The organism is Kitasatospora sp. NPDC056446 (assembly GCF_042796115.1).
In the GTDB taxonomy this organism is placed as follows: Bacteria; Actinomycetota; Actinomycetes; order Streptomycetales; family Streptomycetaceae; genus Kitasatospora.
Genome location: NZ_JBHTRF010000082.1, coordinates 32,739 through 38,646 on the forward strand (window position 1 = coordinate 32,739; position 5,908 = coordinate 38,646).

At 73.7% G+C, this 5,908-nt stretch carries 4 protein-coding genes; 1 reads left to right on the plus strand and 3 read right to left on the minus strand.

The window, feature by feature from the left end:
• Window positions 1-240 precede the first annotated feature (240 nt).
• Complete coding sequence (locus ACFQ6N_RS33810) at window positions 241-2,838, plus strand: CDP-glycerol glycerophosphotransferase family protein (RefSeq protein WP_380657494.1); 2,598 nt, start codon at window positions 241-243, stop codon at window positions 2,836-2,838.
• Here the strand turns inward: ACFQ6N_RS33810 and ACFQ6N_RS33815 are convergent.
• The 3 genes from ACFQ6N_RS33815 to ACFQ6N_RS33825 all read right to left on the minus strand — a co-directional run bounded on the left by ACFQ6N_RS33815 (window position 2,759) and on the right by ACFQ6N_RS33825 (window position 5,706).
• The gene (locus ACFQ6N_RS33815) at window positions 2,759-3,247 is read right to left on the minus strand and encodes a 2'-5' RNA ligase family protein (protein WP_380657495.1); all 489 of its coding nucleotides are present in this window, start codon (window positions 3,245-3,247) and stop codon (window positions 2,759-2,761) included. The genes ACFQ6N_RS33810 and ACFQ6N_RS33815 overlap by 80 nt on opposite strands.
• 62 nt (window positions 3,248-3,309) lie before the next feature.
• Window positions 3,310-4,350, minus strand: coding sequence for a tryptophan--tRNA ligase (gene trpS, locus ACFQ6N_RS33820; RefSeq protein WP_380657496.1), 1,041 nt, complete (start codon window positions 4,348-4,350; stop codon window positions 3,310-3,312).
• Between the two features lie 30 nt (window positions 4,351-4,380).
• Complete coding sequence (locus ACFQ6N_RS33825) at window positions 4,381-5,706, minus strand: hemolysin family protein (RefSeq protein WP_380657498.1); 1,326 nt, start codon at window positions 5,704-5,706, stop codon at window positions 4,381-4,383.
• Between the last annotated feature and the right edge of the window lie 202 nt (window positions 5,707-5,908).

Genomic DNA, 5,908 nt, shown 5'->3' on the forward strand with positions numbered 1-5,908 from the left:
GCCCGACACCACCGGTGTCGGGCGCCTCCGCGTTCTCCGGGACGGCCGACGGCCGGGAGCGCCGGGAGCGCCAGGAGCGCCGGGAGGCCGGAAAACGGAATGCATTTCGAACACCAGGGCAATTTCCGACAGGGCGTTCCCGGAATTGAATTCCCCAGGGAATTCGAAAATGCTTTCAGTTGACCCGGGTGCCATTTCTGGATGGGATATGAATTTCCATTCCGAAGGGCTCCCGCCGCCATGCCTGTGCTCACACGGTTCGTCCTGCCGCACGCCGTTCCCCGTGTGACCGCCGGCCGCCCCGCCGACGACGGGGACGTGCTGTTCGGGCTGCTGAGCGCCCGCTGGCACGGCCGGGGCCTGGAACTCACCGGCTTCGCCCGCCCCAGGGACCAGGACACCGGCCGCCCCGGCTCCGCCTGGACCTGGCTGACCCTGCGCCACGAGGACGGCACCGGACCGCCGCTGCACCTGCGCTCCCGGCCCCGCCGGATCCCCGAGGTCACCGACGACAGCGCCCAGCCCGAGTACAACCACGACTGGTCCGGCTTCACCGCCTCGCTGGAACCCGGCCGGCTGCGCCGCGAAGGCCGGTGGCTGCTCGGCGACTGGCAGATCGAGGGCACCCTCTTCACCCGCCCCCGCGCCACCCGGCTGCGCCGCCAGTACGGCACCCTCGCCCCGCACTGGTGCGGCTCCGGCGAGTACCCGCCGGCCCGCTGGGTGGACCACGGCGTCCGCCTCCAGCCGTACTTCGCGGACGACCGGCTGCGGCTGCGGCTCGAACACCCCGCCGCCCGGATCACCCGGGCCGCCCCCGCCGCGCTCGGCCTCGACCTGGCCGGCGTCGCCGACTCCTGCCCGCCCGGCACCGTGTTACGGCTGCGCCACCGGCAGAGCGACGCGGCCGTCGAACGGCCGCTCACCAGGAACGGCAACACCTTCACCGCCCACCTGCCGTACCGGCCGCTGACCGCCGACGGGCGCGGCGGCGGCGACCTGGAGCACTGGGACGCCGAACTGCTCCGCCCCGACGGCGGCACCGAACAGCTCTGCCTCGACGAACGCGGCGGCCCGGTGGCCGGCCAGCACCGGCTGCCCGACGCCCCCGGCCGCGTGGTCTACCTCAAACACCTCGCCGACGGCCGCCTCCAGGTCTGCGTCCAGCCCGCGGCCGGCCTGGTCGACCGGATCGCGGTACGGGCCGACGGCTTCGAACTGTCCGGCCACTGCCCGGCCGCGGACCGGCTGGAGCTGGTGCTGCGGCACTCCGGCACCGCGAGCGAGGTCCGCACCCCGGTCGAGACCGGCCCGGACGGCCGCTTCCTGGCCCGGGTGCCCGCCACCCGCACCGGCTCGGACGGCGCCGCGCTGCCGCTGCGCAAGGGCATCTGGGAGGCCCTGCTGGAGCCCGTCGGCGGCACCGGCCCGGTCCGCCCGCTGCTCGCCGCCCCCGCCGCCCTGTCCGCCGTCCCCGCCGCCGCCACGGCCGGCGGCAAGCGGGTCCTGCTACAGCGCCGCTGGCACGACACCCTGCTGGTGGACTCCACCCCGGTGCTCGCCGCCGCCGAGCGCAGCGCCTGGGCGCAGCGCCGCCAGCTCGCCGTCCGCTACCCGGCCGCCCGCCGCGAGCCGCTGCGCGAAGCGGTGCTGTACGACGTGTTCGGCGGCCGCGGCTACGCCGACTCCCCGCGTGCGGTGCACGCCGAACTCGTGCGCCGCGCAACGCCGTTGGAGCACCTGTGGGTGGTCGACGACGCCCAGGCCGAGCTGCCGGCCGGGGTCGTCCCGGTGCGGATCTGGAGCCCGGAGTGGTACCGGGCACTGGCCACCTGCCGGTACCTGGTCGGCAACACCCACTTCCCCGACTTCCTGGAGCGCCGCCCCGGCCAGGTCGTCGTGCAGACCTGGCACGGCTCGCTGCTGAAACGGATCGCCCACGACGTCGAGAACCCCTGGCTGGCCGACCACGGCTACCTGGCGGCGCTCGACCGGGAGACCCCGCAGTGGAGCCTGCTGCTCTCCCCCAGCCCGTTCGCCACCCCGATCCTGCGGCGCGCCTTCCGCTACACCGGCGAGGTGCTGGAGTCCGGCTACCCGCGCAACGACGTGCTCGCCCGCCCGGACGGCCGGACCGCCGCCGCCGTCCGCCGCCGGCTCGGCCTCCCCGACGGCAAGCGGATCGTGCTGTACGCGCCGACCTGGCGCGAGGACCAGCAGCGCGGCGACGGCGGCGGCTTCCGGCTCGACCTGCGGCTGGACCTCGACCACGCCCGCCGCCTGCTCGGCGCCGACCACGTGCTGCTCGTCCGCCCGCACTCGCACGTGCGCGAGCCCCTCCCGGGCTCCGGCGACGGCTTCCTGTACGACTGCGGGGACTACCCCGACCCGCAGGAACTGCTGCTGGTCGCGGACGTCCTGGTGACCGACTACTCGTCGATCATGTTCGACTTCGCGATCACCGGCCGCCCGGTCTACTTCTTCACCTACGACCTGGAGCACTACCGCGACACCCTGCGCGGCTTCTACTTCGACTTCGAGCCGAACGCCCCCGGCCCGCTGGTGCCCACCTCGGCCGCACTGCTCGGCGCACTGCGCGAACTCGCCGACAGCGGCGCCGCCCTGCCGGCCGGCTACGCCGAGCGCTACCGGCGCTTCCGGGCCGAGCACTGCGCCCTGGACGACGGCGGCGCGGCCCGCCGGGTGGTCGACCGGATGCTCGGGCCCGAGCCGGGCGCGAGCCGGTCCGAGGACCCGCTCAGGAGAAGGAGTAGCCCCGCCAGGGCCGCCAGACCTCGTCCGCGTCGAACCGGGAGAGGCCGAAGCCAGGCACCGTGAAGGCGGCCCGGAAGCCGCGCGACTGCTCGTACGCCTGGTCCAGCACGTCGTCGGGCAGGCCGTGCGCGACGGTCACGTGCGGGTGGTACGGGAAGGCCAGTTCGCGGGCCAGCGGGCCGGAGCGGACGTCCGCCTCCAGCAGCCGGCACTCCTGCGCGCCCTCCTCGACCCGGACGAACACCACCGGGGAGACCGGGCGGAAGGTCCCGCCGCCGCGCAGCAGCATCCGGAACGGCCGGTGCGCCGCCGCCACCGCCGCCAGGTGCTCCTCGATCTTCGGCAGCGCCTCGGCCGGCACCTCGGTCGGCGGCAGCAGGGTCACATGGGTCGGTATCGACCGGGCCTGCGGATCACCGTGCGCGGCCCGGGCGTCCTGGATCGCCGCGCCGTACGGATCGGGAACGCTCACGGACACGCCGATGGTGACGACCTCCGGGAGGTCGCCACCACCGGGCAGGAGTGTGAGGGGAGTCACCGCTTGGCGGCCGGGAGGAAGCCGATCCGGTCGTACACCGTCTCCAGCGTCCGGGACGCGACCGCGCGGGCCTTCTCGGCGCCGTCCGCCAGGACCCGGTCCAGCTCCGCCGGGTCGTCCAGGAAGCTGCGGGTGCGCTCCTGGAAGGGGGTGACCCAGTCGGTGAACAGCTCGGCCAGCTCGGTCTTCAGGGCGCCGTACATCTTGCCCTCGAAGTGCTCCACCAGCTGGTCGACCGACTGGCCGCTGAGCGCCGAGTGGATGCTCAGCAGGTTGGAGACGCCCGGCTTCGCCTCCTCGTCGAAGGAGACCACGGTGCCGGTGTCGGTGACGGCGCTCTTGAACTTCTTGGCGCTCGCCTTCGCCTCGTCCAGCAGGCTCACCAGGCCCTTGGCCGTGGACGCGGACTTGCTCATCTTCACGCCCGGGTCCTGGAGGTCCATGATCTTCGCCGTCTCCTTGAGGATGTACGGCTTGGGGATCGTGAAACTCTGCCCGTAGCGGCTGTTGAACCGCTCGGCGAGGTCGCGGGTGAGCTCCAGGTGCTGGCGCTGGTCCTCGCCGACCGGGACGGCGTCCGCCTGGTAGAGCAGGACGTCGGCGACCATCAGGACCGGGTAGGTGAACAGGCCGACGGTGGTGCTGTCGGTGCCGTGCCGCGCCGACTTGTCCTTGAACTGGGTCATCCGGGCGGCCTCGCCGAAGCCGGTGATGCAGTTCATCACCCAGCCGAGCTGCGCGTGCTCGGGCACGTGGGACTGGACGAACAGCGTGCAGCGCTCCGGGTCCAGGCCCGCGCCGAGCAGCTGGGCAGCGGAGACCCGGGTGTTCTCGCGCAGCTCCTTCGGGTCCTGGGACACCGTGATGGCGTGCAGGTCGACGACCATGTAGAAGGCGTCGTTGGCCTCCTGCAAGTCGACCCACTGGCGCACCGCGCCCAGGTAGTTGCCGAGGTGGAACGAGCCGGAGGTGGGCTGGATGCCGGAGAGCACCCGGGGACGGTCCTTGACCGGACCGGTGACCGCTGCATTGACCATGCGGGCCATTGTTCCAGTTCCACCGGTCGCTCAGGAAACCTCCGCCCCCGGAGGTTCCACCAGTGTGACCGCACTCACCCTCACCCGGGCGATCCGCCGGCCCTCGACCTTGGCCACCGTCAGCAGCACCTCGCCGCCGCCCTCCAGCGGCACGCGCGCCTGGTCGCCGTCCCGGGGCAGCCGGCCGAGCGAGGCGACCAGGCAGCCGGCCACCGTCTCGTACGGGCCCTCCGGCAGGGTGACCCCGGTCTCCTCGGTGAAGTCGCCGAGGTTGAGCAGGCCGTCCAGTTCCATGCCGCCCCCGGCCAGCCGGCGGGTGGGGGCGCTCTCCGGCCGGTCGTACTCGTCCCGGATCTCACCGATCACCTCCTCGACCAGGTCCTCCAGGGTGACGATCCCGGCGGTGCCGCCGTACTCGTCCACCACGATGGCCAGGTGGTGGCCCTCACGGCGCATCTCGCCCATCGCCTCAAGCACCCGCTTGGTGCCGGGCAGCAGCTTCACCGGGCGGGCCAGGTCACGGACCTTGGCGGCCTGCTCGCCGCGCGCGCCGTACAGGTCGCGGACGTGGACGAAGCCGACCACCGCGTCGGCGCTGCCCTCGACCACCGGGTAGCGCGAGTGCGGCGAGGTGTCGGCCTGGTGCCGGACGGCGGCCAGCGGGCGCTCGGCGTCCAGGAAGGTCACCTCGGTGCGCGGGACCATCACCTCGCGCAGCTGGCGCTCCCCGGCGGCGAACACGTCGGCGATCAACGCCCGTTCGTCGCTCCCCAGTTCGGTGTTGGCGGCGACCAGGCCGCGCAGCTCCTCGGAGCTCATCGACCCGCGGCCGGCCGTCGGGTCGCCGCCGAGCAGCCGGACCATCAGGTTGGTGGAGTGGCCGAGCAGCCAGATCGCCGGGCGCAGCACGACCGACATCACGTCCACCACCGGGGCGGCGATGACCGCGATGGACTCGGCGCGCTGCAGACCGATCCGCTTGGGGGTCAGCTCGCCGAGCACCAGCGAGGCGTAGCTGATCACCAGGGTGAGGCCGACCAGGGCGATCGCGTCCGCCACGCCCTGGGTCAGCCCCGCCCGGACGAACAGCGGGGCGACCTTGCCGGCCAGGGTGTCCGCGCCGAAGGCGGCGGACAGGAAGCCCATGCAGGTCACCCCGACCTGGACGGCGGCCAGGAAGCGGTTGGGGTCGGCGGCCAGGTGCGCGGCCCGCGCCGCGCGCCGGGTGCCGAGGCCCTCCAGCGTCCGGATCTGGCCCTCGCGCAGCGAGATCAGCGAGATCTCGGCGACGTTGAACAACCCGCCCAGCAGGATGAAGACGAGGACGAGCGCGGCGTCCCCGAAGGTTTCGTTCACAGCGGGTCAGTGTAGGACGGCCGCCGCGCGGAAGCGGGCCCTCCGCCCCGAGCGGCGCGAACCCCCGCCCCGAGGAGGCCAACGGCGAGCGGCGCGAGTACCCGCCCCGAGCCGAAGGGGCGCGCCGGTGCCGAAAGGGAGAGCGCGAGGGAGCGAGTTGGGGGTCCCCCCGGCCGGAGGCTGGGGGAGAGCGAGGGAGCGC